The organism is Streptomyces sp. NPDC100445 (genome assembly GCF_044759735.1).
Classification (GTDB): Bacteria; Actinomycetota; Actinomycetes; order Streptomycetales; family Streptomycetaceae; genus Streptomyces.
The window spans coordinates 275572-299295 of sequence record NZ_JBIVZV010000008.1; the positions used below are offsets into that span (position 1 = coordinate 275572).

A 23724-nucleotide genomic window follows, 5' to 3' on the forward strand; every position below is an offset into this window, starting at 1 on the left:
GTGTTGACCCCTTCACCGGTTCGAGTGGATCTCCGCCCCGTCCCGGGCGGTGCCGTAACTCGCCGCAGTTGCTCGCAGTTGTCGCCTTACGCGGGAAATGCGACAGGCGTGACGAGGGGAGCGGTACGTGGGCGGGACGACACTGGTGCAGCACGAGCCGGCCGTGGCACCGGCCGCCGGCGCGGAAGGCACCTCCGCCGGCGACGAGGGCCCCACCGCCGGCGCGCCGGACACCGCCGCGCGGCCCCCCGCGCCCCCCGCCGCACTCGCCCCCCGCCGGGTCCGCCTGGTCTTCCTCGGCCTGATGCTGGCGCTGCTGCTGGCCGCCCTCGACCAGATGATCGTCGCCACCGCGTTGCCGAAGATCGTCGGCGAACTGCACGGCCTGGACCGCATGTCCTGGGCGATCACCGCCTACCTGCTCACCTCCACCATCGGCCTGCCCCTCTACGGCAAACTCGGCGACCTGGTCGGCCGCAAGGGCGTCTTCCAGTTCGCCATCGCCGTCTTCGTCCTCGGCTCCGCCCTCGCCGGCCGGGCCGGGACCATGGACCAGCTGATCGCCTACCGCGCCCTCCAGGGCGTCGGCGCCGGCGGCCTCATGATCGGCGTGCAGGCGATCATCGCCGACATCGTGCCGCCCCGGGAACGCGGCCGGTACATGGGCCTCATCGGCGCCGTCTTCGGCCTCGCCTCCGTCGCCGGCCCCCTGCTCGGCGGCTACTTCACCGACCACCTCTCCTGGCGCTGGTGCTTCTACGTCAACGTCCCCTTCGGACTGGTCACCCTCGCCGTCGTCACCGCCGTCCTCCGGCTCCCGCGGCCACGGGTCCGCGCCCGCCTCGACCTCCCCGGCGCCCTGCTCCTCGCCACCGCCTCCACCTGCCTGGTCCTGCTGACCAGTTGGGGCGGCACCGAGTATGCCTGGGACTCGCGGCAGATCCTCGGCCTCGGCGCCGGCGCCCTCGCCGCCACCGCCCTCTTCCTCGTCGCCGAGCACTTCGCCGCCGAACCCCTCATCCCGCTGCGGCTGTTCCGCGACTCCGTCTTCGTCACCAGCGGCCTGGTCGGCCTGGTCATCGGCGTCGCCCTGTTCGGCGCCGCCAGCTACCTGCCGACCTTCCTCCAGATGGTCGACGGCGCCAGCGCCACGGAGTCCGGGCTGCTGATGCTGCCCATGATGGCCGGCATCGTCGGCGCCTCGGTCATCGGCGGACAGCTCATCAGCCACACCGGCCGGTACCGGGTCTTCCCCGTGCTCGGCAGCGCCGTCTCCGCCGTCGGCATGTGGCTGCTGTCCCGGCTGGAGACCGACACCCCCCGGCTGCACTACAGCATCTGGATGGCCGTCCTCGGCACCGGCATCGGCCTGGTGATGCCCGTCCTCGTCCTCGCCGTGCAGAACTCCGTGCGCCCCGCCGACCTCGGCACCGCCACCAGCGCCAACAACTACTTCCGGCAGATCGGCGGCAGCGTCGGCGCCGCCGTCTTCGGCACCCTCTTCGCCGGCCGGCTCTCCGACGCCCTGCGCGCGCAACTGCCCCCGCACACGGGCACCGCGCTCCCCGACGCCGACTCCCTCACCCCGCAGCTCGTCCACGCGCTGCCCCCGGCGCTGCGCGACGCCTACATCCGCGCCTACGCCGACGCGATGCCCCGGATCTTCCTCTACCTCGTGCCGGTGCTCGTCCTCGGCCTGCTGATCGCCTTCTTCCTCAAGGAGAAACCACTGGTGTCCCACCACGCCGCCGGAACGGACCCCGCGCCCGTCACCGCTCCCGTCCCGCAGGCCCGCCACCGGACCCCGGCCGCGGAGACCTCCGGCCCGCCCCGCTCGCCGTACACCGCCGGAGTCCCCGTCTGCGGCACCGTGCAGCACCCCGACGGCACCGTGGTGCCCCGCGCCGCCCTCACCCTCATCGACATCGCCGGCCAGCAGATCGGGCGGGGCGCCAGCGGCGAGGACGGGCGGTACGCGCTAGGCACGCCCGGCTCCGGGTCGTACGTGCTGATCGCCGCGGCCGGCGGCCACCAGCCGCAGGCCGTCTCCGTCACCGTGGGCGAACGCCCCGTCGAGCTCGACGTCGTCCTCGGCGGCGCCGGACGCCTCGCCGGCAGCGTCCTCACCGCCGACGGCACCCCTGTCCGCGACGCCACCGTCACCCTGACCAACGTGCACGGCGAGGTCGTCGCCGCGACCCGCAGCGGACGCGAGGGCGGCTACGTCATCACCGAGCTGGTCGCCGGCGAGTACACCCTCGCCGCCAGCGCCCCCGTCTTCCGGCCCGCCGCGCTCCCGGTCACCGTGCAGGCCTCCCGCGAGACCCGGCAGGACATCGAGCTCGCCGGCGGCGCCGTGCTGCGGGGCACCGTGCGGGCGAGCGGTGGACGGGCCGTGGAGGACGCGCGGGTGACCCTGCTCGACGCCGCCGGGAACGTCGTCGACACCCTCACCACCGGAGCCGACGGGACCTTCCGGTTCGTGGACCTCTCCTCCGGCGAGTACACCGTCATCGCCGCGGGTTACCCGCCGGTCGCCACCGTGCTGCGGGTCGCGGGCGGCGGACGCACCGAACGGGACCTCCAGCTCGGGCACGAGGACTGAGGGGCGCGCGTACGGCGGCGGCCGCGCGCCGGTGCGATCCGGTGACAGCAATTCCGGGATTGGCACACATCGCGCCCGGCCGTCGCCTTACCGTAGTGGCGGGCGGCACAGATCGTTTTGCGTACAGCCGTGGGGAGAGAGGGCCTGGGCCATGGACCGTGGCAGCGAGCGGGAGACTGTCCCCGGGCGCGGCGCCGGCGACGCCGCGGCGGGCCGCATCCCGCTGGCCGTGGTCGTCGTCGACCGCGCCGGACTGGTGTCCCACTGGAGCAGCGGCGCCCGGCGTCTGTTCGGCGTGGGCCGGGAGGAGGCGGTCGGGCACCCCGTGACCGACCTGCTGCCCGTCTCCGGAGCCCTGCCCGAGGACCTGCGCGCCGCCACGACGCCGGACGCGTACGAGGCGGGCGACCCGCACGCCCACGCCCTGCCGGACGCCTACGACGCGTACGAGGAGCCGGGCCCCGACCTGGAGACCTCGCTCGGCGGCCACACCGGCTACCCCACCGCGGGCCGGGCCCGGCTGGTCCCGCCCCGCCAGGACCCCGACGCCGAGCGGCTGGACGTGCTCTGGTGGGCCTACCCGCTGATCGGGCCGGGCACCTCCCGGCTCCTCGTGCTCGCCGCCGACGCCACCCGGCTGCGCGACGAACGCGGCTACGACGACGAGACCGCCGAACGCATCGCGCCCGGCTTCGCCCGCCACACCGAGCTGCCCGCCTTCGAGGAACTCGAACGCCGCCTGCCCGAGATCCTGCCCAGCATGGGCCCGGGACTCAGCGCCCGCATCGTCTCCCAGATCCTCGAACTGGGTTATCCGGTGCTGGAGTTCAGCCAGTTCGAGCGGGTTCCCGTCACCCCGTACTGGGGCGTGCCCCGTCGTGCCGGACGCACCCGCGCCGAGGCCCTCGCACCGCGGGAGAGGACCCTCGTGGTCCGCGTCCCGGCCGGCGCCGAGCAGGACCTGGAGTACGCCGCCGTCCGCGAGCGGCTGGAATTCCTCAACGAGGTCAGCTCCCGCATCGGCTCCTCCCTCGACCTCGGCGAGACGATCCGCGAGGTCACCAGCGCCGCCGTCCCCCGGTTCGCGGACTTCGCCGGCACCCACCTGCGCGCCGCCGTGCTGGCCGGCGAGGGCTTCCCGGACGGACCGCCGGACGCCAGCACCGTGATGTTCCGCGTCTGGGTCGAGCACAACGACGAACCGGGCCGCTGGGACGACACCGTGCCGGTCGGCGAGGCGTTCGCCTTCCCCGAGCACACCCCGTTCTACCGCTGCATGGTCAGCGGCGAGCCGGTGGTCGTCCCCCGGGTCACCGAGGAGCTGTCCGAGCGCATCGCCGGCGAGTTCGAGAAGCGCGACCTCAGGCCGCTCATCGGCGGCCGGTCCCTGCTGATCGTCCCGCTCAAGGCGCGCAACGTCGTGCTCGGCTTCATGGTGCTGATGCGCCGCCCCGACCGGCCCCAGTTCGACGACATGGACCGCACCACCGGCGCCGAACTCGCCGCCCGGGCCGGGCTGGTGCTCGACAACGCGCGCATGTACACCTACCAGGAGAACGTCGCCGACACCCTCCAGGACAGCATGCTGCCGCAGGTCTCCCCACGGATGGCCGGCTGCGACGTCGCCACCCGCTACCTGCCCGGCGCACGGCTCGGCCGGATCGGCGGTGACTGGTTCGACAGCGTCAAACTGCCCGGCTCCCGCACCGCCCTCGTCGTCGGCGACGTCATGGGCCACGGCCTGAACTCGGCAGCGATGATGGGCCAGTTGCGCACCGCCGTCCAGACCATGGCCGCCATGGAGACCCCGCCCGCCCAGCTCCTGCGCAACCTCGACGACCTGGCCCGCCGGCTCGGCGACACCTACCTCGCCACCTGCCTGTACGCCGTGTACGACCCGATCCGCGGTGAGCTGACCCTCGCCAACGCCGGACACATCCCGCCCGTCCTGGTCCGCGCCGAGGACGGCGGCAGCCAGCTCCTCGACCTGCCCACCGGGGCGCCGATCGGCGTCGGCGGCGTGCCCTTCGAGGTGTCCCGGGTCAAGGTCGCGCCCGGCGACCGGCTGGTGCTGTGCACCGACGGCCTGGTCGAGGTGCGCGGCTCCGACATCGGCGAGGGCCTGGCCGCGCTCTGCGAGTCCGCCGCCCACCCCGCCGCCTCCATGGACGACGCCTGCGACACGATCATCCGCGCCCTCAACACGCGCGGCGGCCGCAAGGACGACGTCGCCCTGCTCATGGCCCGCCTCAACGGCATCCCCGCCGACGACGTCGCCGAGTGGCGGCTCGACGCCGACCCGCGCGAGGTGGGCCGGGCGCGCCGCCTGGTCCGGGAACGGCTCCGGCACTGGGGCCTGCCGCGCGCCGTGGAGACGGCGGAACTCCTGGTCAGCGAGGTCGTCACCAACGCCGTCCGGCACGCCGCGAGCACGTCGGTCGGGCTGCGGGTCGTCCGCACCGACGCCCTGCTGTTCGAGGTGACGGACGACGAGCCCGCCCTGCCGGGACTCATCCCCGCCGGCCCCTACGACGAGTCGGGCCGCGGGCTGCGCGTGGTCAGCCGGCTGGCCCGGGAATGGGGCGCCAGCGCCAGCGGGCACCGCAAGACCGTCTGGTTCGAGCAGGCCCTCACCGGCGCCCCCTGACGGGGGAGCGCGGGGGCCGCACCGCGCGCCGCCCAGGGTGGCCGGATCCCGTACATCTCGTAAAGGTGGCCTCCCGGCCCTTGCCCCGCTCCGCGCCGCCGCGATATCCCGATCACGGAACCGAACCGTGGGGAGATCGCATGAACGTCTCGGACAACTACCGCAACGCCTGGGAAAGTTACTGGCGCGAGACCTCCGACACCCGGGGCGAGGCGATATGGGACGCCGACCCCTCCCTGACCGCCGCGCCGCACAGTGAACTGCTCCTGCCGTACGCCGACGCCAAACGCACGATCGTCGACCTCGGCTGCGGCAACGGCACCCAGACCCACTACCTGGCCACCCGGTTCACGCACGCCGTGGGCGTGGACCTCTCGCACGCCGCCGTGGAACACGCGCGCCGTGCCGCCCACACCGAGAACGTCGAGTTCCAGCAGCTCGACCTCACCGACGGCGACGCCGTGGCCGCCCTGCACGAGCGGCTCGGCGACAGCAACGTCTACATGCGGGCCGTCATCCACCAGAGCGAGCCGGCCGCCCGCCCCGTGGTGGCCGCCGCCGTCGCCCGGCTGATCGGCACCGAGGGACGCGCGTTCGTGGTGGAGCTGACCTCCGCCTCCCGGGACGTCCTGGTGCACGCGGCGGCCGGGCCGGCCGGGCCGCCGCCCAAGCTCCAGCGCGTCTTCCAGTACGGGCTCAAACCCGCCTCCGCCGACGACGACGAGATACCGCGCCTGCTCGCCGAGGCCGGCCTCACCGTCCTCGCCGACGGCGAGACGACACTGCCGCAGACCGAGTACCTCCCGGACGGCACCCGCATCGACCTGCCGGCCCGCTGGTTCGTGCTCGCGGGCGCCTGACCGGGACCCGGTGGCCCTCCGGCGGGCGCGGGCGGGCGCCGGGGTCGTAGCCTGTCCGCCGTGCGGCGCGTAACGTGACGGAGCATGAAGATCCTCATCAGTGCCGACATGGAGGGGGCCACCGGGGTCACCTGGCCCGCCGACGTGCTGCCGGGGACGCCGCAGTGGGAGCGGTGCCGGACGATGTTCACCTCGGACGTGAACGCCGCCGTGGAGGGCTTCTTCGACGGCGGCGCCGACCAGGTGCTCGTCAACGAGGCCCACTGGACCATGCGCAACCTCCTGCTGGAGCGGCTGGACGAGCGGGCGGAGCTGCTCACCGGCCGGCACAAGGCGCTGTCCATGGTGGAGGGCGTCCAGCACGGTGACGTGGACGGCATCGCGTTCGTCGGCTACCACGCGGGCGCCGGCGCGGAGGGCGTCCTCGCCCACACCTACCTCGCCAACCAGATCACCGGCGTCTGGCTGAACGGGGTCCGCGCGAGCGAGGGCCTGCTCAACGCGCACGTCGTCGCCGAGTACGGCGTCCCCGTCGTCCTCGTCACCGGGGACGACGTGGCCTGCGAGGACGCGCTCGGGTACGCGCCGGAGGCACTGAAGGTCGCCGTCAAGGACCACGTGTCGCGGTACGCGGCCGTCTGCCGCACACCGGCCCGGACCGCCGCCGCCATCCGCGCCGCGGCCAAGGAGGCCGCCGCACTGGCGGTCCGGCACGAACCCGCCGAGGCAGGCCCGTTCACGGTCGCCGTCGAGTTCGACGCCGAGCACCTGGCGTCGGCCGCCACCGTCGTCCCCGGCGTGGCGCGGACCGGTGAGCGGAAGGTGGCGTACACCGGCGCCACCATGTACGAGGGGATCAGGACGTTCAAGGCGGTCACGACGATCGTCTCCGCCGCCGTGGAGGAGCAGTATGGCTGACTGGCAGGCCCTGGACGAGGTCGTGGAGTTCACCTCCGGCCTGATCCGCATCGACACCACCAACCGCGGCGGCGGCGACTGCCGGGAACGGCCCGCCGCCGAGTACGCCGCCGAACGGCTGGCCGGGGCCGGCCTGGAGCCACTGCTGCTGGAGCGCACGCCGGGCCGTACCAACGTCGTCGCCCGGATCGCGGGCACCGACCCGTCCGCCGACGCCCTCCTCGTCCACGGTCACCTCGACGTGGTGCCCGCGGAGGCCGCCGACTGGAGCGTGCACCCGTTCTCCGGCGAGGTCCGCGACGGGGTCGTGTGGGGGCGCGGCGCCGTCGACATGAAGAACATGGACGCGATGATCCTCGCCGTGGTCCGGTCCTGGGCCCGGCAGGGCGTACGGCCGCGCCGGGACCTCGTCGTCGCGTTCACCGCGGACGAGGAGGCCAGCGCCGAGGACGGCTCCGGGTTCCTCGCCGACCGGCACCCCGAACTCTTCGAGGGCTGCACGGAGGGCGTCGGCGAGTCCGGCGCGTTCACCTTCCACGACGGGGCCGGCCGGGAGATCTACCCGGTCGCCGTGGGGGAGCGCGGCACCGGCTGGCTCCGGCTGACCGCGCGCGGCCGGGCCGGGCACGGCTCCAGGGTGAACGCGGAGAACGCGGTGACCCGGCTCGCCGCAGCCGTCACCCGCATCGGCGGGCACCAGTGGCCGGTCCGCCTCACCCCGACCGTGCGGGCCACCCTGTCCGGGCTCGCCGACCTGTACGGCATCGAGCCCGGCCTGGCCGACGTGGACCGGCTGCTGGAGAAGCTCGGGCCGGCCGCCCGGCTCCTCGAGGCGACCGTCCGCAACAGCGCCAACCCGACCATGCTGGACGCCGGTTACAAGGTGAACGTGATCCCCGGTGAGGCGGTCGCCCACGTCGACGGGCGTTTCCTGGCGGGGTACGAGGAGGAGTTCGCCGCCACCATCGACGAGCTGACCGGCCCGGACGTGCGGTGGGAGTACGTCCACCGGGAGGTGGCCCTGGAGGCGCCGGTGGACGTACCGATCTACGCCGCGATGCGGGCGGCGGTCGAGGAGTTCGCACCCGGCGGACACGTGGTGCCGTACTGCATGCCGGGCGGCACGGACGCCAAGCAGTTCTCCCGGCTCGGCGTCACCGGCTACGGCTTCACCCCGCTGAAGCTGCCCCCGGACCTCGACTACCAGGCGCTGTTCCACGGCGTGGACGAGCGGGTGCCCGTGGAGGCGCTGCACTTCGGCGTCCGGGTCCTGGACCGATTCCTGCGGACGGCCTGACCGATGGGGGACGCGATGCGCGAGGCACCGTACGGATCGTGGCCGTCGCCCGTCGACGCGGCGCTCGCCGCCGCGCACGACGGTCGGCCGGACTGGGTGGGCGTGGTCGGTGACGAGACCTGGTGGACCGAGCCCCGGCCCGCCGAGGGCGGCCGGCGGACCCTGGTCCGGCGCCGTGCCGACGGCGTGGAGGAGTCCGTGCTGCCCGCGCCGTGGAACGTGCGCAGCCGGGTCATCGAGTACGGCGGCCGGCCCTGGGCCGGGGCGGCACCGGACGGGCGGCCGCTGGTCGTCTTCGTGCACCTCGCCGACCAGCGGCTGTACCGGTACGAGCCCGGCGGCGAGCCCCGCCCGCTCACGCCGGTCTCCCCGGTGGCCGGCGGACTGCGCTGGGCCGAGCCCCGGCTGGACCTCGCGCGCGGTGAGGTGTGGTGCGTGCTGGAGGAGTTCACCGGCGACGGCCCCGACGACGTACGGCGGGTCCTGGCCGCCGTACCGCTGGACGGCTCGGCCGCCGGCGACCGCGGGGCCGTCCGCGAACTCACGCCCGCCCAGCACCGGTTCGTGACCGGCGCCCGGCTCTCGCCGGACGGCCGGCGGGCCGCCTGGCTGGGCTGGGACCATCCCCGGATGCCGTGGGACGGGACGGAACTGCGGGTCGCCGACGTGACGGAGGACGGCCGGCTGGAGAACGCCCGGACGGTCGCCGGCGGACCCGAGGAGTCCGTCGCCCAGGTCGAGTGGGCCCCGGACGGCAGGCTGCTGTACACGAGCGACCGCGGCGGCTGGTGGAACCTCTACCGCGACGGCACCCCGCTGTGCCCGCGCGAGGAGGAGTTCGGCGGGCCGCTGTGGCAGCTCGGGTTGCGGTGGTTCGCGCCGCTCGACAGCGGCCTGCTGGCGGTGGTGCGCGGCCGGGGGCCGGCCGTCCTCGGCATACTGGACCCCGAGTCCGGTGAGATCGTCGACGCCGTCGGACCCTGGACGGAGTACGCGGCGACCCTAGCCACCCACGGCGGGTGCGTCCTCGCGGTCGGCGCCGGCCCGCGCACCGCCTACGAGGTGATCGAGCTGGACACCGTCACCGGCCGCGCCCGCGTCGTCGGCGCCCGGCACCGGGACCCCGTCGACCCGGCCTACTACCCCCGCCCACGGCAGCGCACCTTCCCCGGGCCGGACGGCCGCGAGGTGCACGCCCACATCCACGCGCCGCACCACCCCCGGCGGACCGCGCCCGACGGTGAACTGCCGCCGTACGTCGTCTGGGCGCACGGCGGACCCACCGGCCGCACCCCGCTCGTGCTCGACCTCTCGATCGCCTACTTCACCTCCCGGGGCATCGGCGTGGCCGAGGTGAACTACGGCGGCTCCACCGGCTACGGCCGCGCCTACCGGGAGCGGTTGCGCGAGCAGTGGGGCGTGGTCGACGTCGAGGACTGCGCGGCCGTGGCCCGCGCCCTCGCCGACGAGGGCACCGCCGACCCCGCCCGGCTCGCGATCCGGGGCGGCAGCGCCGGCGGCTGGACCGCCGCGGCCTCCCTGGCCACCACCGACGTCTACGCCTGCGGAACCGTCCTGTACCCCGTCCTCGACCTCACCGCCTGGGGCCCGGGGGAGACCCACGACTTCGAGTCCCGCTACCTGGAGTCCCTGATCGGCCCGCTCGCCGAGGTGCCGCAGCGGTACACCGACCGCTCCCCGACCACGCACGCCGACCGGCTCACCGCGCCGTTCCTGCTGCTCCAGGGCCTGGACGACGTCATCTGCCCGCCCGCCCAGTGCGAACGCCTCCTCGCCCGGATCGCCGGCCGGGGCGTGCCGCACGCCTACCTGACCTTCGAGGGCGAGGGGCACGGGTTCCGGCGGTCCGCGACGATGGTCCGCGCCCTGGAAGCCGAACTGTCCCTGTACTCCCAGGTGTTCAAGTTCCAGCCGACACCCGCGGTGCCAGGGGTGGAGCTGACCCCGTGACGGAACTGCGGCGGCCCCGCCGGCTGGCACCGGGCGCCCGGGTGGCCGTCGTCGCCACCAGCGGGCCGGTGCCCGAGGAGCGGCTCCGGGCGGGGCTCGACGTGCTGCGTGGCTGGGGCCTCGATCCGGTGGCCGGTCGCCACGTCCTCGACCGGCACCCCCGGCTCGGCTACCTCGCGGGCACGGACGCCGACCGTGCCGCCGACCTCCAGAACGCCTGGTGCGACCCGTCCGTGGACGCGGTGCTGTGCGCCCGCGGCGGGTACGGCGCCCAGCGCGTGGTCGACCTGCTCGACTGGGAGGCGATGCGGGCGGCCGGCCCGAAGGTGCTCGTCGGGTTCAGCGACGTCACCGCGGTGCACGAGGCGTTCGCCGCCCGCCTCGGGCTGGTCACCCTGCACGGACCGATGGCGGCCGGCGTCGACTTCATCGGGAACGCGCGGGCGCGGGAGCACCTGCGGGCCACGCTCCTCGCGCCCGAGTCGGTCCGGGTGATCGCCTCGGGCGGCAGCGCCCTCGTGCCCGGCCGGGCCCGGGGCGTCACCCTCGGAGGCTGTCTGTCCCTGCTCGCCGCCGAACTCGGCGGTCCGCACGCCCGGCCCTCCGCGCGGGGCGGGCTGCTCTGCCTGGAGGACGTGGGCGAGGAGACGTACCGGCTGGACCGTTACCTGACCCAACTCCTGCGCGCAGGCTGGCTGGACGGGGTGCGCGGAGTGCTGCTCGGCTCCTGGGAGGGCTGCTCCGACGAGGACCGGCTGCGGCCCCTGCTGGCCGACCGGCTCGGCGGACTCGGCGTCCCGGTCGCGGAGAACGTCGGATTCGGGCACTGCGCGGGCGCGTTGACGATCCCGTTCGGTGTCGCCGCCGCACTGGACGCGGACACCGGCACGTTGACCCTGGACGAACCCGCGCTGCGCTGACCGCGCTCCCGCCCGCCCGCACCACCGTCCCGGCGCCGGCCGTCCTCGCCCCGGTCCTCCCCGCCGCTGCGGACGGCCCTGCTCGCCGCCGGGCTCGCCGGCGGGCTGTGCGGGGCCCGTCCCGTGCGACGCCGCGGCCGGCGACACCCTAGGCTGACGGCATGCCGCACACCTCGCCCCGCCTGCCCGAAGGCCCCCGCGTCGCCCTGCGCCGGTTCACCCTCGCGGACGGCCCCGAGTTCACCGCACGGGCCCGTGAGAGCAAGGACCTGCACCGGCCGTGGCTGTTCCCGCCGGACAGCGACGAGGCCTACGCCGCCTACGCCGGCGCGCTGATCGCGGACCCGGCCCGGGAGGGCTTCCTGCTGTGCGAGCGGGACGGCGGCGGCATCGCCGGGTTCATCAACATCAACAACATCGTCCGGGGCGGCTTCCAGTGCGGCGCCCTCGGTTACGGCGCCTTCGCGCACGCGGCCGGGCGTGGCCTGATGCGCGAGGGCCTGGAGCTGGTGCTCGGGTACGCGTTCGGGCCGCTGGGCCTGCATCGGCTGGAGATCAACGCGCAGCCCGGGAACGCCGCCTCCATCGCCCTCGCCCGAGGCGCCGGCTTCCGCCTGGAGGGCTTCTCCCCGCGCATGATCCAGGTCGCCGGGGCCTGGCGCGACCACGAACGCTGGGCGCTCACCGCGGAGATGCGCGCCTCCGGCTGACCTGGCGCCGCGGCGTTACCGGCTGTGCGCACCGGGTACCCGCGGGGTATGGACCGTATGGATCACCTGGAACATCTGGACAAGCACCTTGTCGAAGAGCTGGCACAGGTGGCGCGCGAGACGGTGCGGGACGAACTGCGCGAGCAGGGCCGCAAGCAGCGTCGCACGGCCATGCTGTACGCCGCGTCGGGTGCCGCCGCCCTGTACGCGGGCGCTGCCGTGGCCCTCGCCGTCGGACTGGCCCTGGCGGCCGGGCTGCCCGGCTGGGCCGCCGCGCTGATCACCGCCGCACTGCTGGGCGTGGTGGCGTACGTGCTGCGCGGCGCCGCCCGGCCCGGTCACCGGCACGAGGACCACACCCCGCACGCCCCGCACCGCGTGATCGGCGGCACCGCGCCGGGCGTCCCGCCCGGTGGCCTGGGCGGTATGCCGTACCCGCCGGCTCCGACCGAGCCCCCCACCGACCCCGACGCCCCGCACCACCGGGCGTGACCCGCTTCCCGGCCCCGCCCCGGCGCTCCGCCCGTCGGACGCCGGGGCGGGGCCGGAGGCGTGGCGGGTGCTCAGTCCCGGTCCAGCCGGGGCAGCACCTTGGTCCGGTAGAAGTCGAAGAAGCCGCGCTGGTCCGGCCCGATCTGGTTCACGTACACCCGGTCGAACCCGGTGTCGGCGAAGGCCCGCAGCGCCGCGGCGTGCTGGTCGGGGTCGTCCCCGCACACCACCTTGTCCCGCACCATGTCCTCGGTGACCAGCTCGTGCAGCTGCTCGAAGTGCCGCGGGGAGGGCAGCACCTGGCCCATCTCGCCGGGCAGCAGCTCGTTGTACCAGAGCTCGCGCACCGTACGGACGCACGCGTCGCGGTCGGTGCCGTAACACACCTTGGTGCCGCCGCTGACGAGACCGGTCCCGCCGCCGCCCTTGCGGTACCGGGTGACCATCTCCTCCTCCGGCATCATCGTGATGTAGCCGTCGCCGACCCGGGCGGCCAGCGCCGTCGCCTTCGGGCCGAACCCGGAGATGTCGATCGGGACGGGCTCGTCGGGGACGGTGTACAGGCGCGCGTTCTCCACCGTGTAGTGGGTGCCGTGGTGGTTGACCTCCTCGCCGGTGAACAGCCGGCGCATCACCTGGATCGACTCCTCCAGCATCTCCAGGCGGACGTGTTGCGGTGGCCAGGCGTCGCCGAGGATGTGCTCGTTCAGCGCCTCGCCGGTGCCGACGCCGAGCCGGAAGCGGCCCTCGGTCATCACCGCGCTCGTCGCCGCGGCCTGGGCCACCACCGCCGGGTGCATGCGTACCGTCGGGCAGGTCACCGCCGTCTCGATGGGCAGCGACACCGCCTGGGAGAGCGCGCCGATCACCGACCACACGAACGGGCTCTGTCCCTGCGCGTCGTTCCACGGGTGGTAGTGGTCGGAGATCCACAGGGCTTGGAATCCGGCCTGCTCGGCCATCCGGGCCTGTTCGACGAGGGCGGCGGGATCGTGTTCCTCGCACGCCAGGAAATAGCCGTACTCGGGCATGTGGGCACCTCCGCGGGGGCGGCCGGGTATGTGGGGGGAGCGGGTCGCGGCCCGGGTAACCGGGACCGGCCCGGACGAAACTCCGCCGCCGCCCGCGTACGGGTGACCCGCCCGGCGTTTGGGTGCCCCGGCCCCGGTTACGCGGAAGTCCTCGGAAATGAGCCGCACCCCCGGGGCGCCCCGCGCGCGCACGCGTCCGGGGCCGCCGCCGGCCGGGTGGAGGACGCCGTACCGCCGCGGCGTCCGTCCGGGCTCGCCCGGACCGGGACGGTTCCCCGGACCCGGTCCTCAGCCTCGGCGGCGCGGCCGCCGGACGGCCCGGAGCGGCCGTCCGCACACTCGGGAGACCCACCATGACACGCGAGACCGGCCCGACCCACCGCACGGACGACAAGGACCGTCGGGACACCGAACCCGCCCGCAACCAGCCCGGCGGGGAACCCGCCCGGAACCAGCCGGGTGGTGAGGCCGCCCGCAACCAGCCCGGCGGTGAGCCCGCCGGGACCGGCGGGGAGCACCCGGCCCCCGGCCCGGTCCGGCGCACCGACACCCCCGACCCCGCGGACCGCCCCGCCACGTCCGACTGAACACCGCGCACCCGACGCGCAACGCCGTACGCAGAACGCAGAAGCCGAGAACGAGGAGACTCATGAAGACCGCCGAACTGGCCGAACTGGGACAGCAGCTGCGGGTGGACAGCGTGCGCGCGTCCGCCGCCGTGGGGTCCGGGCACCCCACGTCCTCCATGTCCGCCGCCGATCTGGTGGCCGTCCTGCTCGCGAACCATCTGCGCTACGACTTCGAACGCCCCGAGCACCCCGCGAACGACCGTTTCGTGCTCTCCAAGGGACACGCCTCGCCCCTGCTGTACTCCGCGTTCAAGGCGGCCGGCGCCATCGAGGACGGCGAACTCGTGACCTTCCGCAAGCTCGGCAGCCGGCTGGAGGGCCACCCGACGCCGCGGCGGCTGCCCTGGGTCGAGACGGCCACCGGCTCCCTCGGCCAGGGGCTGCCGGTCGGTGTCGGCATCGCCCTCGCCGGCAAGCGGCTGGACCACGCCGACTACCGGGTCTGGGTGCTGTGCGGCGACAGCGAGCTGGCGGAGGGCTCGGTGTGGGAGGCCGCCGAGCACGCCGGCTTCGAGAACCTGGACAACCTGATCGCGATCGTGGACGTCAACCGGCTCGGGCAGCGCGGCCCCACCCGGCACGGCCACGACCTGGACGCCTACGCCCGCCGCTTCCAGGCGTTCGGCTGGCACACCGTGGAGATCGACGGGCACGACGTCGACAAGATCGATCGGGCGTACGGGGAGGCGCTCTCCACGACCGGGCAGCCCACCGTGATCCTCGCCCGCACCCTCAAGGGCAAGGGCGTCGCCGCCGTCGAGGACCGTGAGGGCCTGCACGGCAAGCCGCTGGCCGAGGCGGAGGACGCCATCGCCGAACTCGGCGGCCCCCGGCAGCTGCACGTCCGGGTCAGCGAGCCGCCGACCGCCGCCGCGCACCACCCGGCCGCCACCGGGGAGCTCCGGCTGCCCACCTTCGACCTCGGGGAGGAGGTCGCCACCCGGGACGCCTTCGGCAAGGCCCTCGCCGCGCTCGGTGCCGCCCGCGACGACGTGGTCGCCCTGGACGGCGAGGTCGGCGACTCCGTGCGCACCGAGGAGTTCGGCAAGGCCCACCCCGACCGGTACTTCGAGTGCTACATCGCCGAGCAGCAGCTCGTCGCCACGGCCGTCGGCATGGCCGCGCGGGGCCGGGTGCCGTACGCCTCGACGTTCGCCGCCTTCCTCACCCGGGCCCACGACTTCGTGCGCATGGCGGCCATCAGCGGCTCCGGTATCAACCTGGTCGGCTCGCACGCCGGTGTCTCGATCGGGCAGGACGGGCCCTCGCAGATGGGCCTGGAGGACCTGGCGATGTTCCGGAGCGTGTACGGCTCGACCGTGCTCTACCCCTGCGACGGCAACCAGACCGCGAAGCTGGTCGCGGCCATGGCCGACCTCGACGGCATCCGCTACCTTCGCACCTCCCGCGGCGGGTCCCCGGTGATCTACGGGCCCGACGAGGAGTTCCCGGTGGGCGGCAGCAAGACGCTGCGCTCCGGGGAGGACGACCGGCTGACCGTCGTCGCCGCCGGGGTCACCGTGCCCGAGGCGCTGGCCGCCGCCGACCGGCTCGCCGAGGACGGCATCCGGGTGCGGGTCATCGACCTGTACTCGGTCAAGCCGGTCGACGCCGAGACGCTGCGCCGGGCCGCCGAGGAGACCGGCTGCCTGCTGACCGTCGAGGACCACCACCCGGAGGGCGGCCTCGGCGACGCCGTCGCGGAGGCGTTCGGCGACGGCCGGCCCGTGCCCCGCCTGGTCCGGCTGGCGGTGCGCACCATGCCGGGTTCCGCCGCGCCCGACGAGCAGCTGCACGCGGCCGGCATCGACTCCGTGAGCATCGCGGCCGCCGCCCGGATGCTGGTCGAGGAGGCGGTCGTGCGATGAGCGACGGCGGCGCGCTGACCCTGCGGGCGGGCCGCCGCACGGTGGAGATCCGGCGGCCGGGGAAGGTGCTCTTCCCCGGCGGCGGGCGCACCGCTCAGTACACCAAGGGCGACCTCGCCGAGTACTACCGGGCCGTCGCGCCGTACATGCTGCCGCACCTGCGGGGCCGTCCGCTGATGCTGGACCGCCGTCCGGACGGCCTCGACGGTCCCCGGTTCATGCAGAAGAACACCCCCGAGCACTACCCGGAGTGGATCACCCGGGTCGAGGTGGCCAAGGAGGGCGGCACCGTCACCCACCTCGTCTGCGACGACACCGCGACCCTGCTCCACCTGGCCGGCCAGGCCTGCGTCACCCTGCACCGCTGGCTCTCGCGCACCGACCGGGCCGGCGGCCTCGACCACCCCGATCGACTCGTCCTCGACCTGGACCCCGCCGGGGACGACTTCCCGGCGGTCCGCGAGGCCGCCGGCCGGCTGCGCGAGCTGCTGGACGAGCTGGGCCTGCCCGCGGCACCAATGACCACCGGCTCGCGGGGGCTCCACCTCGTCGTCCCGCTGGACGGCCGCCACGACTTCGACGAGGTACGCCGATTCGCCCACGAGGTGGCCGAGTTCGCCGCGTCCCGGGACCCCGACCGGCTCACCACCGCCGCCCGGGTCCGCGACCGCGGCGGCCGCCTCTACCTCGACGTGCAGCGCAACGCCTACGCCCAGACCGCCGTCGCCCCCTACAGCGTGCGCGCCCTGCCGGGCGCCCCCGTCGCGGTCCCGCTGACCTGGGAACAGGTGGCCGACCCCGGCACCGACGCCCGCCGGTGGACCCTCGCCGACGCGGTGGAGCAGGCACGTACCCGCCCATGGGCCGGCGCGCCGGCCCGCGGACGGTCCCTGACACCCGCGATGCGCCGCCTCGCGGCATTGCGTGGGTGACACACGTACCCCGTCTGACCAGGCGCGACGGTAGGGGAGTGGCATGCGTGTGCTCCCGAAGGTTTGGCCAGTGGTGTGGCGGCCACACGCAGGGAGAGGTGGCCATGTCGAACACAGAGAACACATCACAGTCACAAAGACCGCGGAAAAGGCACGACTCCGAGGAAACACAGGTGTCACACGAGGACACGGGAAAGTCCGCGTCGGGTGGCCGCCGCCCGCCCCTCATGCAGGTGCTGCGCGAAGCGCGTGCCCAGCTCGCCGAACTCACCGGCCTCGAACCCGAGTCGGTGTCCTCGTTCGAGCAGACGGAGGACGGGTGGTCCCTGGAGGTCGAGGTCCTCGAACTGTCGAGGGTCCCCGACACGATGAGCCTGATGGGCAGCTACCAGGTCGAACTGGACCCGCAGGGCCAGCTCACCGGGTACCGGCGCGTCCGCCGTTACGAACGCGGCAGGGCCGACGCGCGCGGCCGGTGAGTCACCGACGCGCCCGCCCCTACCCGCCGCGACCTACTAGACAACGACCGACTACACACGAGGAGGAATCGCCGGCATGACAGTTGTTCCGGCTCAGCAGAGCGGAGGTGGAGGCGGCAGCAGCGGCCTCTACGACGTACTTGAACTGGTCCTGGACCGGGGCCTCGTGATCGACGCGTTCGTCCGCGTCTCTCTGGTCGGCATCGAGATCCTGAAGATCGACGTCCGGGTCGTCGTGGCCAGCGTCGACACCTACCTGCGGTTCGCCGAGGCGTGCAACCGGCTCGACCTGGAGTCCGGTCCGAACAAGAGCCCGGGCCTGCCCGAGATCGTCGGCGAGGTCACCGAGTCCGGCGCCCGCGGCAAGTCCAAGGGGGCGCTGTCCGGCGCCGCGGAGACGATATCCGACGCCTTCAAGCAGGCGCGTTCGGAAGGGGAGACCCAGTCCCGGCCGCGTGCCCGTAAGGCCCCGGCACGCCGTAAGGAGGAGCAGGAGTGAGCACCTACGTCTACGGGATCACCGCGAGGTCCCACCCCGCGCTTCCCGAGGGCATGACCGGCGTGGGCCAGCCCCCCCGCCCGGTGCGCCTCCTCACGGCCGGTGAGCTGACCGCTGTGGTCAGCGACGCCCCGGAGGACCTGCGACCCAAGCGCAGGGACCTGCTCGCCCACCAGAACGTGCTGGCCGAGACCGGCGCGGGCGGCTGCATCCTGCCCATGCGGTTCGGCAGCGTCGCGGACGACGACGCCTCCGTCACCGAGGTGCTCACCGCGCGGGCCGAGCACTACCAGGAGCGGCTGCGGGAGCTGGACGGCAAGGTCGAGTACAACGTCAAGGCCACCCACGTCGAGGAGGCCGTCCTGCACCTGGTGATGGCCGAGAACGCGGAGCTGCGCTCCCTCGCGGAGGCCAACCGCCGCTCCGGCGGCGGCAGCTACGACGACAAGATCCGCCTCGGCGAGATGGTCGCGTCCGCGGTCAAGGCCAAGGAGAGCGTGGACGCCGGCGAGGTGCGGAGCCTGCTGGCACCGACCGCCGCCGCGGTCAGCGTGGGCCCCGAGTCCACCGGCTGGCTGCTGAACATCTCGTTCCTGGTCGCGCGGGACTCCGCCGACCGCTTCCTGGCCGCCGTCGAGGAGGTCCGGAACAACCACGCCCATCTGGAACTGCGCGTCAACGGGCCGTTGCCGCCGTACAGCTTCGTGGAACCCGGCCCGGCGGAGTCGGCCGGCAGTACGGCCGGCGCGGGCGCCGGAGCGCAGTAGCGCTCCCGGCCCGGACGGAGAGGAGAACACCGTGGGACTGATCGGCGAGGTGCTGATGCTGCCGTTCGCGCCCGTACGCGGCAGCGCGTGGGCCATCAGGCAGGTGCTCCAGGAGGCGGAACGGATCTACTACGACCCCTCCACCGTGCGGGCCGAGCTCGCCCGTCTCGAGGAACAGCTGGAGGCGGGCGAGATCAGCGAGGAGGAGTTCGACCGGCGCGAGGACGAACTTCTCGACCGGCTGGAGACCACTGTGCGCTCCGGCGACACCACAGGCAACGGGACGTGAGATGAACCGAACGGCACTGGGCCTCGCCGTAGGGGCCGGATACATGCTCGGCCGCACGAAGAAACTGAAGATGGCGCTCGCCGTCGGATCGTTCGTGGCCGGCAAGAAGCTCAACCTCAGCCCCAAGATGCTGGCGGACATGGTGAGCGAGCAGCTCCAGAAGAATCCCCAGTTCAAGGAGATAGGGGACCAGCTGCGCAAGGACATGCGGGGCGTCGGCAAGGCCGCGACCGGGGCGATGGCCGAGCGGCAGATCAACGCGCTCGCCGACCGGCTGCACGGCCGCACCGCCCAGGTCCGCGACCAGCTGGCCGGGGTCGTTCCGGGCGGCTCCGGCGACGAGACGGACGACGAGGACGACGAGGAGTCCGCCGAGCCGCAGGACGAGCAGGACGAGCAGGACGAGGAGCCGGACGAGGAGGAAGAGCCGGACGAGGAGGGCGAGCCGCGGGACGAGGAGGAAGAGCCCGAGGAGGAGGAGCCCGAGGAGGAGGAGCCGGACGAGGACGAGGAGCCGGACGACGAGGGCGAGCCGCGGGACGAGGAGGAGGAAGAGGAGGAGCCCGAGGAGGAAGAGGAAGAGGAAGAGCCGGAGGAGGAGGAAGAGGAGGAGCCCGAGGAAGAGGAGGAAGAGGAGGAAGAGGAGGAGGAAGAGCCGGAGGAGAAGCCGGCGAAGAAGGCTCCCGCGCGGAAGGCTCCCGCGAAGAAGGCCCCTGCCAAGAAGGCTCCGGCGAGGAAGGCCCCTGCCGGGAAGGCTCCCGCGAAGAAGGCCCCGGCCAAGAAGGCTCCTGCGAAGAAGGCCCCCGCCGGGAAGGCTCCCGCCAAGAAGGCCGCGGCCAAGAAGACCGCCCCGGCCAAGAAGACGGCTCCCGCGAAGAAGACCGCGGCGAAGAAGACGGGCACGGCCGGCAGGACGGCGGCGAAGAAGACGGGTTCGGCCGGCCGTAGCACTCGGCGCGCGACGTCCCGGCGTTCGAAGGGTGGCGATGACCGATGACGGAGAACACCGGATCGGCCGCCTCCGCGGCCAAGGACAACCCGCTGAGCGCTCTCGCCCACAGCGAGGCCGCCGACCGGCTGAAGGAAGAGGCCCAGGAGTACCTGTCCGCACAGGCCACCCGGCTGCTGAGCGGCCTCGGCCGCAAGCTCGGTGAGACCACCGGCAAGCTCAACGACATCGCCGAGGGCAACAGCCCGGGCTTCGGCAAGCTGGCCCTCGACGGCGGGCGCAAGCTCGCCGAGGGCAAGGGTCCCCTGCGCTCGGCGCTGGAGCTGGGCGCCTCCCGCGCCAAGGAGAACGTGATGGGCGCCGTCAAGAACCTGGGGGGCGGCAAGGGCAAGAAGGGCGGCGCGGGCAAGAAGCCGGTCGTCATCATGGAGTCCGTCGACGTCGGCGTGTCGCTGCGCACCGCGTACGACCAGTGGACCCAGTTCCAGGACTTCTCCACCTTCGCCAAGGGTGTCAAGAGCGCGAGCCGCTCGGGCGACACCGAGTCCGACTGGCAGGCCAAGGTCTTCTGGTCCAGCCGAAGCTGGAAGGCGAAGACGACCGAGCAGGTGCCGGACTACCGCATCCAGTGGACGTCCGAGGGCGCCAAGGGCACCACCAAGGGCGTGGTCTCCTTCCACCGGCTCGAGGACAACCTCACCCGGGTGCTGCTGGTCATGGAGTACTACCCGGTCGGCCTCTTCGAGAAGACCGGCAACATCTGGCGCGCCCAGGGTCGTCGGGCCAGGCTGGACCTGAAGAACTTCGCCCGCTTCATCACCCTCAAGGGCGAGGCGGAGGACGGCTGGCGCGGCGAGATACGCGACGGCGAGGTGGTCAAGAGCCACGAGGACGCCGTCGCCGAGGAGGAGTCCGAGAACGACGAGGACACCGAGGACACCGAGGACGACGAGGACTCCGGCGAGCCCGAGGCCGAGGAGGACGACGAGGCCGAGGACGACGAGGAGGGCTACGAGGACGAGGACGAGCCCGAGGCCTACGAGGACGAGGAAGAGGGCCCGTACGAGGACGAGGAGGAAGAGGAGGGCGACGAGGAGGAGCCCGCGGAGGACGCGTACGAGGACGAGGAAGAAGAGGACGAAGAGGAAGAGGAACCTGAGTACGCCGAGAGCCGGGGCCGTCGATGACGATGCCCGGCCGCTTCCCCGAGCCCTATGGCAGCCAGGGCTCGGGGGCCAACCTCGCCGACATCCTCGAGCGCGTGCTCGACAAGGGGATCGTCATCGCGGGTGACATCAGGATCAACCTGCTCGACATAGAGCTGCTCACCATCAAGCTGCGGCTCATCGTCGCTTCGGTGGACAAGGCCAAGGAAATGGGCATCGACTGGTGGGAGACGGATCCGGCCCTGTCCTCCCGTGCCCGCCGGGACGAGCTGGCCCGGGAGAACGCCGAGCTGAGAGAACGCCTTGCCCGGCTGGAGGAGCTGGAACAGGGCCACGCGCCGAAGGAGGCACCATGACCGGACTGCGGTACGTCTACGCCGTCTGCCGCCCCTTCGGGACGCCCCTACAGGCCCAGCTGACGGGCATCGGGGGCGCCCCGCCGGCCCTGGTGCGCCACCACGGGCTGGTCGCGGTCGTCAGTACGGTCCCGGAGGCCGACTTCTCCGAGGAGGCGCTGAAGGGCCGCTTGGAGGACCTGGACTGGCTGGCCGCGACCGCCCGGGCCCACCAGGGTGTGATCGACGCGCTCACCACGGTCACCACCCCGCTGCCGCTGCGGCTCGCGACCGTCTTCCGGGACGACAGCGCCCTGCGCATGATGATCGAGACCCAGGAGGACAGCTTCCGGCGGTTGCTCGACCGCCTGGACGGCCGGGTCGAGTGGGGGGTCAAGGTGTACCTGGAAGACGAGCCGGCGGCCGAACCGGCCCCCGCCGCCGCGGCGAAGCCCGCCAGCGGACGGGACTACCTGCGCCGCCGGCGTGAGCACAGCCACGCCAAGGAGGAGAAGTGGCAGCGGGCCGAGGCGTTCGCGCGGTCCCTGCACGAGCGCCTCTCCGGCCCCGCCGAGGACCACCGGCTCCACCCGCCGCAGAACGCGGCGCTCTCCGGAGCCGCTGGGCGCAACGTGCTCAATGCGGCCTATCTGGTGCCGCGCGCGCATTCCGAGGAATTCGTGGAACTGGTCGATCGCACGAAGGACGAGGAGCCCGGGATCCGGGTGGAGCTCACCGGTCCCTGGGCCGCGTACTCGTTCTCCTCGGAGGACGTGGCGAGCCAGGACGTGTCGGCGGCGGAGGAGGTGCGGTGACCGTAGTCGAACGCCGCGAGATCGCCCTCGTCGACCTCCTGGACCGGCTGCTGGCCGGCGGGGTCGTCCTCACCGGTGACATCACGCTGCGCATCGCGGACGTCGACCTCGTCCGCATCGACCTCAACGCCCTGATCAGCTCCGTCAACGAGCAGGTCCCGTCGCCCTTCGAGGACCTCGCATGACCGCAAGCCCGGCCGGGACCCCGGCCGACGAGCCGGCCGAGACCCCGGCCGACGGACCGGCCGGGACCCCGCGGCGCAAGCGGCTCGACCTGGAGCCCGACACCGTCGAGCGCGACCTGGTGAAACTGGTGCTCACCGTGGTGGAGCTGCTGCGGCAGCTCATGGAGCGCCAGGCCGTGCGGCGCTTCGACACCGGCGACCTGACCGAGGAGCAGGAGGAGCGGATCGGGCTCACGCTGATGCTGCTGGAGGACCGGATGGCCGAGCTGCGGGACCGGTACGGACTGCGGCCCGAGGACCTCAACCTGGACCTCGGGCCGCTGGGACCGCTGCTGCCCCGGGACTAGGGCCTCTCGTTCGGATGATGCCGGGCTCGGGGGCCCTGGCACCGCGCCTCGCCGCGTTGTCGTCGGTTGCCATGGCTCCGCCACGACGCCCTCCTCCGCCCTGCGATCCACGGCACCGGACCCCGCTCCCTGATCCGGCCCGATCCGAACGAAAGACCCTAGGCTCAGGCCGCCTTCCGGCACAGGATCTCCCCGTGCAGGACGGCGAACCAGCCGTCCTCCCGCCGGCCCCAGTCCCGCCAGGCCTCCGAGACCGCCCGCAGCCCGTCCGCGGTGGCGTGACCGCCCCGCGTCACCTGTTCGGCGTAGACGGAGGCGAGCGTGCGGTCCGCCCACAGACCGCTCCACCAGGCCCGGTCCTCCGGGGTGGAGAACGTCCAGGTGCTGGAGGTGGCCGTGACGTCCCGCAGCCCCGCGGCCCGCGCCCACGCGGTCAGCCGGCGTCCGGCGTCGGGTTCGCCGCCGTTGGCGCGCGCGACCCGCTCGTACAGCTCCAGCCAGTCTTCGAGGCCCGGCACCGCCGGGTACCAGGTCATCGCCGCGTAGTCCGCGTCGCGGACGGCGATGAACCCACCCGGCTTCGTCACCCGGTGCATCTCGCGCAGCGCCTGCACCGGGTCGCCCACGTGCTGGAGCACCTGGTGGGCGTGGACGACGCAGAAGGTGTCGTCCGGGTGGTCCAGGGCGTGCACGTCGGCCACCGCGAAGTCCACGTTGGCCAGCCCGCGGGCGGCGGCGGTCTCCCGGGCCCGCTCCAGGACGCCGGGGGCGTGGTCGACCCCGGTGACATGGCCGTCCGGGACCAGTTCCGCCAGGTCGGCGGTGATGGTGCCGGGACCGCAGCCGATGTCCAGGACACGCATGTGGGGCTTGATCACGCCGAGCAGGTAGGCGGCGGAGTTGGCGGCGGTCCGCCAGGTGTGCGAACGCAGCACCGACTCGTGGTGCCCGTGCGTGTAGACGGCGGTCTCCTCGGTCTTCGACATGGCTGTACCCCTTCACCCCTCGTCGGC

The 23724-nt window shown here is 73.6% G+C and carries 24 protein-coding genes; 22 read left to right on the forward strand and 2 right to left on the reverse strand.

Going from position 1 to position 23724, the window contains the following annotated elements:
• Positions 1-127: 127 nt before the first annotated feature.
• The 9 genes from ACIQVT_RS20935 (at position 128) to ACIQVT_RS20975 (ending at position 12420) form a co-directional block, all read left to right on the forward strand.
• Entirely contained in the window at positions 128-2605 is a 2478-nt protein-coding gene (locus ACIQVT_RS20935) for an MFS transporter (protein ID WP_403755587.1), read from the forward strand.
• 151 nt (positions 2606-2756) lie between these two features.
• Positions 2757-5252: a SpoIIE family protein phosphatase gene (locus ACIQVT_RS20940; protein ID WP_403755590.1), complete on the forward strand. Its 2496-nt coding sequence runs from the start codon at positions 2757-2759 to the stop codon at positions 5250-5252.
• Positions 5253-5392: 140 nt separating this feature from the next.
• Positions 5393-6112, forward strand: a complete 720-nt coding sequence (locus ACIQVT_RS20945; protein WP_403755594.1) for a class I SAM-dependent methyltransferase — start codon at positions 5393-5395, stop codon at positions 6110-6112.
• 84 nt (positions 6113-6196) lie between these two features.
• On the forward strand, positions 6197-7030 hold the full coding sequence (locus ACIQVT_RS20950; RefSeq protein WP_403755597.1) for a M55 family metallopeptidase: 834 nt from the start codon (positions 6197-6199) through the stop codon (positions 7028-7030).
• Positions 7023-8327 (forward strand): M20/M25/M40 family metallo-hydrolase, encoded by a 1305-nt coding sequence (locus tag ACIQVT_RS20955; RefSeq protein WP_403755600.1) that lies wholly within the window; start codon positions 7023-7025, stop codon positions 8325-8327. The genes ACIQVT_RS20950 and ACIQVT_RS20955 overlap by 8 nt, the downstream gene beginning before the upstream one ends.
• Before the next feature lie 3 nt (positions 8328-8330).
• The gene (locus ACIQVT_RS20960; protein ID WP_403755603.1) at positions 8331-10298 is read left to right on the forward strand and encodes a prolyl oligopeptidase family serine peptidase; all 1968 of its coding nucleotides are present in this window, start codon (positions 8331-8333) and stop codon (positions 10296-10298) included.
• Complete coding sequence (locus ACIQVT_RS20965; RefSeq protein WP_403755606.1) at positions 10295-11218, forward strand: LD-carboxypeptidase; 924 nt, start codon at positions 10295-10297, stop codon at positions 11216-11218. Before ACIQVT_RS20960 ends, ACIQVT_RS20965 begins: the two co-directional genes overlap by 4 nt.
• Positions 11219-11379: 161 nt before the next feature.
• Complete coding sequence (locus tag ACIQVT_RS20970; RefSeq protein WP_403755610.1) at positions 11380-11928, forward strand: GNAT family N-acetyltransferase; 549 nt, start codon at positions 11380-11382, stop codon at positions 11926-11928.
• 48 nt (positions 11929-11976) lie between these two features.
• Positions 11977-12420 (forward strand): phage holin family protein, encoded by a 444-nt coding sequence (locus ACIQVT_RS20975; protein WP_403755613.1) that lies wholly within the window; start codon positions 11977-11979, stop codon positions 12418-12420.
• Between the two features lie 71 nt (positions 12421-12491).
• Here the strand turns inward: ACIQVT_RS20975 and ACIQVT_RS20980 are convergent, their stop codons facing one another.
• Entirely contained in the window at positions 12492-13451 is a 960-nt protein-coding gene (locus tag ACIQVT_RS20980; protein ID WP_403755616.1) for an LLM class F420-dependent oxidoreductase, read from the reverse strand.
• Between the two features lie 353 nt (positions 13452-13804).
• Here ACIQVT_RS20980 and ACIQVT_RS20985 point away from each other — a divergent pair, with 353 nt between their 5' ends.
• From ACIQVT_RS20985 to ACIQVT_RS21045, 13 genes are all read left to right on the forward strand, one after another.
• Positions 13805-14038: a hypothetical protein gene (locus ACIQVT_RS20985; RefSeq protein WP_403755619.1), complete on the forward strand. Its 234-nt coding sequence runs from the start codon at positions 13805-13807 to the stop codon at positions 14036-14038.
• Entirely contained in the window at positions 14035-15948 is a 1914-nt protein-coding gene (locus tag ACIQVT_RS20990) for a transketolase (RefSeq protein WP_403755884.1), read from the forward strand. The genes ACIQVT_RS20985 and ACIQVT_RS20990 overlap by 4 nt, the downstream gene beginning before the upstream one ends.
• Positions 15945-16880 carry a non-homologous end-joining DNA ligase gene (gene ligD, locus ACIQVT_RS20995; RefSeq protein WP_403755622.1) on the forward strand — a complete coding sequence of 312 codons (936 nt, stop codon included), beginning with the start codon at positions 15945-15947 and terminating at the stop codon, positions 16878-16880. Before ACIQVT_RS20990 ends, ligD begins: the two co-directional genes overlap by 4 nt.
• A gap of 104 nt (positions 16881-16984) precedes the next feature.
• The gene (locus tag ACIQVT_RS21000) at positions 16985-17359 is read left to right on the forward strand and encodes a gas vesicle protein (protein WP_403755625.1); all 375 of its coding nucleotides are present in this window, start codon (positions 16985-16987) and stop codon (positions 17357-17359) included.
• A 76-nt stretch (positions 17360-17435) separates the two neighbouring features.
• Positions 17436-17858 carry a gas vesicle structural protein GvpA gene (locus tag ACIQVT_RS21005; protein ID WP_356825053.1) on the forward strand — a complete coding sequence of 141 codons (423 nt, stop codon included), beginning with the start codon at positions 17436-17438 and terminating at the stop codon, positions 17856-17858.
• The gene (locus ACIQVT_RS21010) at positions 17855-18625 is read left to right on the forward strand and encodes a GvpL/GvpF family gas vesicle protein (RefSeq protein WP_403755631.1); all 771 of its coding nucleotides are present in this window, start codon (positions 17855-17857) and stop codon (positions 18623-18625) included. The genes ACIQVT_RS21005 and ACIQVT_RS21010 overlap by 4 nt, the downstream gene beginning before the upstream one ends.
• A gap of 31 nt (positions 18626-18656) precedes the next feature.
• Positions 18657-18914 carry a gas vesicle protein GvpG gene (locus tag ACIQVT_RS21015; RefSeq protein ID WP_403755635.1) on the forward strand — a complete coding sequence of 86 codons (258 nt, stop codon included), beginning with the start codon at positions 18657-18659 and terminating at the stop codon, positions 18912-18914.
• 1 nt (position 18915) lies between these two features.
• On the forward strand, positions 18916-19911 hold the full coding sequence (locus tag ACIQVT_RS21020) for a DNA primase (RefSeq protein ID WP_403755640.1): 996 nt from the start codon (positions 18916-18918) through the stop codon (positions 19909-19911).
• Positions 19908-21050, forward strand: coding sequence for an SRPBCC family protein (locus ACIQVT_RS21025; RefSeq protein ID WP_403755643.1), 1143 nt, complete (start codon positions 19908-19910; stop codon positions 21048-21050). The genes ACIQVT_RS21020 and ACIQVT_RS21025 overlap by 4 nt, the downstream gene beginning before the upstream one ends.
• The gene (locus ACIQVT_RS21030; protein WP_403755646.1) at positions 21047-21385 is read left to right on the forward strand and encodes a gas vesicle protein; all 339 of its coding nucleotides are present in this window, start codon (positions 21047-21049) and stop codon (positions 21383-21385) included. The genes ACIQVT_RS21025 and ACIQVT_RS21030 overlap by 4 nt, the downstream gene beginning before the upstream one ends.
• Entirely contained in the window at positions 21382-22179 is a 798-nt protein-coding gene (locus tag ACIQVT_RS21035; protein ID WP_403755649.1) for a GvpL/GvpF family gas vesicle protein, read from the forward strand. The genes ACIQVT_RS21030 and ACIQVT_RS21035 overlap by 4 nt, the downstream gene beginning before the upstream one ends.
• Positions 22176-22364 carry a gas vesicle protein gene (locus ACIQVT_RS21040; protein ID WP_403755652.1) on the forward strand — a complete coding sequence of 63 codons (189 nt, stop codon included), beginning with the start codon at positions 22176-22178 and terminating at the stop codon, positions 22362-22364. Before ACIQVT_RS21035 ends, ACIQVT_RS21040 begins: the two co-directional genes overlap by 4 nt.
• Positions 22361-22711 (forward strand): gas vesicle protein K, encoded by a 351-nt coding sequence (locus ACIQVT_RS21045; protein ID WP_403755655.1) that lies wholly within the window; start codon positions 22361-22363, stop codon positions 22709-22711. The genes ACIQVT_RS21040 and ACIQVT_RS21045 overlap by 4 nt, the downstream gene beginning before the upstream one ends.
• 164 nt (positions 22712-22875) lie before the next feature.
• Here the strand turns inward: ACIQVT_RS21045 and ACIQVT_RS21050 are convergent, their stop codons facing one another.
• Positions 22876-23697 (reverse strand): class I SAM-dependent methyltransferase, encoded by an 822-nt coding sequence (locus ACIQVT_RS21050; protein WP_403755658.1) that lies wholly within the window; start codon positions 23695-23697, stop codon positions 22876-22878.
• Positions 23698-23724: the final 27 nt, after the last annotated feature.

What these genes read in the sequence shown, in the direction of transcription:
- ACIQVT_RS20950 (WP_403755597.1), top strand. Translation starts at nt 6,197, where the DNA reads ATGAAGATCCTCATCAGTGCCGACATGGAGGGGGCCACCGGGGTCACC.
- ACIQVT_RS21045 (WP_403755655.1), top strand. Translation starts at nt 22,361, where the DNA reads ATGACCGCAAGCCCGGCCGGGACCCCGGCCGACGAGCCGGCCGAGACC.
- ACIQVT_RS21025 (WP_403755643.1), top strand. Translation starts at nt 19,908, where the DNA reads ATGACGGAGAACACCGGATCGGCCGCCTCCGCGGCCAAGGACAACCCG.
- ACIQVT_RS20985 (WP_403755619.1), top strand. Translation starts at nt 13,805, where the DNA reads ATGACACGCGAGACCGGCCCGACCCACCGCACGGACGACAAGGACCGT.
- ACIQVT_RS21050 (WP_403755658.1), bottom strand. Translation starts at nt 23,697, where the DNA reads ATGTCGAAGACCGAGGAGACCGCCGTCTACACGCACGGGCACCACGAG.
- ACIQVT_RS20970 (WP_403755610.1), top strand. Translation starts at nt 11,380, where the DNA reads ATGCCGCACACCTCGCCCCGCCTGCCCGAAGGCCCCCGCGTCGCCCTG.
- ACIQVT_RS21020 (WP_403755640.1), top strand. Translation starts at nt 18,916, where the DNA reads ATGAACCGAACGGCACTGGGCCTCGCCGTAGGGGCCGGATACATGCTC.
- ACIQVT_RS20980 (WP_403755616.1), bottom strand. Translation starts at nt 13,451, where the DNA reads ATGCCCGAGTACGGCTATTTCCTGGCGTGCGAGGAACACGATCCCGCC.
- ACIQVT_RS20940 (WP_403755590.1), top strand. Translation starts at nt 2,757, where the DNA reads ATGGACCGTGGCAGCGAGCGGGAGACTGTCCCCGGGCGCGGCGCCGGC.
- ACIQVT_RS21005 (WP_356825053.1), top strand. Translation starts at nt 17,436, where the DNA reads ATGACAGTTGTTCCGGCTCAGCAGAGCGGAGGTGGAGGCGGCAGCAGC.
- ligD (WP_403755622.1), top strand. Translation starts at nt 15,945, where the DNA reads ATGAGCGACGGCGGCGCGCTGACCCTGCGGGCGGGCCGCCGCACGGTG.
- ACIQVT_RS20945 (WP_403755594.1), top strand. Translation starts at nt 5,393, where the DNA reads ATGAACGTCTCGGACAACTACCGCAACGCCTGGGAAAGTTACTGGCGC.
- ACIQVT_RS21035 (WP_403755649.1), top strand. Translation starts at nt 21,382, where the DNA reads ATGACCGGACTGCGGTACGTCTACGCCGTCTGCCGCCCCTTCGGGACG.
- ACIQVT_RS21030 (WP_403755646.1), top strand. Translation starts at nt 21,047, where the DNA reads ATGACGATGCCCGGCCGCTTCCCCGAGCCCTATGGCAGCCAGGGCTCG.
- ACIQVT_RS21000 (WP_403755625.1), top strand. Translation starts at nt 16,985, where the DNA reads ATGTCGAACACAGAGAACACATCACAGTCACAAAGACCGCGGAAAAGG.
- ACIQVT_RS20955 (WP_403755600.1), top strand. Translation starts at nt 7,023, where the DNA reads ATGGCTGACTGGCAGGCCCTGGACGAGGTCGTGGAGTTCACCTCCGGC.
- ACIQVT_RS20975 (WP_403755613.1), top strand. Translation starts at nt 11,977, where the DNA reads ATGGACCGTATGGATCACCTGGAACATCTGGACAAGCACCTTGTCGAA.
- ACIQVT_RS20960 (WP_403755603.1), top strand. Translation starts at nt 8,331, where the DNA reads ATGGGGGACGCGATGCGCGAGGCACCGTACGGATCGTGGCCGTCGCCC.